Annotated in this window: 2 protein-coding genes; both read right to left on the reverse strand. The window is 46.4% G+C overall.

Annotated elements, in window-relative coordinates; all coding sequences use genetic code 11:
• On the reverse strand, positions 1-520 hold a 520-nt coding region (locus H6A27_RS14280), incomplete at its 3' end, for an AAA family ATPase (protein WP_204509169.1).
• A 56-nt stretch (positions 521-576) separates the two neighbouring features.
• On the reverse strand, positions 577-1,700 hold a 1,124-nt coding region (locus H6A27_RS14285; protein WP_204509170.1), incomplete at its 5' end, for a PD-(D/E)XK nuclease domain-containing protein.

Raw genomic sequence — 1,700 nt, forward strand, 5'->3', positions numbered from 1 at the left:
CCTTCAGGACGTTACGGTGACGGTCTTCAAGACCGTAATCAGTATCAAGTACATCCAAGATAGGCTTGTCATACTCGTCTATCAGGACTACGGCACGACGGCCTGTCTGTTCGTGGGCGGCACGAAGCACCTCAGTAAAACGGTCGCCAATACCTAATTCCTCCTCACGGCACGGAAGACCATAATGTTTCTCCCACTCCGATACGTGATATCTGATTTTCTTCTCCAACTCACCCGGAACAGTGAAATTCGCCCCGTTGAAGTCCACATGAAACACGGGATGCACATTCCAGTCCTTCTCCAGGCTGTCTATCTTCAGTCCCTTGAACAGTTCCTTATGCCCTAAGTAATAGTTCTTTAGCGTGGAGACAAGCAGGCTTTTACCGAAACGGCGCGGACGGCTAAGGAAATAAATGCTGCCACCGTGGGTAAGACTGTATATCATGTCGGTCTTGTCAATATAGACATAACCGTCTTCGATTATACGTTCAAAACTCTGGATTCCTATAGGGTATTTCATGTCGGTCGATTAAGAATTAAAAATTAATAATTAAAAATTAAGAGCCAAGTTGTTAGTTATTGGTTATTGGGTTCTATACATTTCCAGTCTCCTATCGTTCCGGTTTCGGAAGAGAAGCTTGCGCCTATCTTATATATGGTACGTGCATCAGAAGCATACTCACGCACATAACCTTTCTCTTCAATCTGACGCAACGCATCGTCCGCCGTACCGTCAAGCTTGAACTCGAAGATATAGACATATTGAGGTGTCTCAAGCACGCAGTCCACACGACCCTGGCTCTGCACTTTCTCGACATAAACGGTATAGACACTTATCAGGCGGAGTATAAGATAAAACGTATATTGGAAGTAGCGTTCACGCTCCACTTCATCATCTTTGCGGCGCATAGTATAGGGGATGCTCGAAAGAAAGGAGGTGAAAAGATTGCACAGTCTGCCGGTATCGCCTGCCCGCAACGTACGTACCACATCACGAATCCAACCACTTGTCTCTTCTGAGGGTTTCAGATAAGATGAAGCCAGAGCAGTCAGGAAACCGTTCTTTACCTCATTGTTCGGAAAGTCAAGAAGGAAAGTATTGAACTCCATGTCGTAATCCTTGATGGTCAGATAACCGCTCTGATATATCATAGGAAGAGGACGTTCCACATCAGCCTTGTAATCTATGAATTCCTCCGGACTGTAGTATCTGCCTGTCAGTTCGTTCATGTTCTCCTTGAAATGGGCAAGCAGACGGATAAGATACGTCGGAGTGCCGGAACTGAACCAATAGTCCTGAAGACGAAGGCTGTCAAGGGCATTGAGCAAGCTGAAAGGATTATAGACATCGGTCATGTTGTCACTGAAATGGTAACCGTCGTATTTCTGTTTTAAAAGAGACTTCATTTCCTCAAAAGAGCAACGGCTTCTTTCAGCCATGGCAGATACAGGCTCGACAAAATAGCTGTCAAGCTCTTCCTGAGTGATTCCGCAAAGGGTCTCGTAGCGGGCGTCCATGCTGATGTCCTTGGGCTGGTTGAAGCCGCTGAACACACTAACCTGAGAGAATTTCGTTACTCCCGTGAGAAGTACGAACTGGAGGTGGCTGTCGGCTCCCTTGAACACGGAATAGAATCCCTTCAGGACGTTACGGTGACGGTCTTCAAGACCGTAATCAGTATCAAGTACATCCAAGATAG

This window comes from Bacteroides caecigallinarum (assembly GCF_016902295.1).
Lineage (GTDB): Bacteria > Bacteroidota > Bacteroidia > Bacteroidales > Bacteroidaceae > Phocaeicola > Phocaeicola caecigallinarum_A.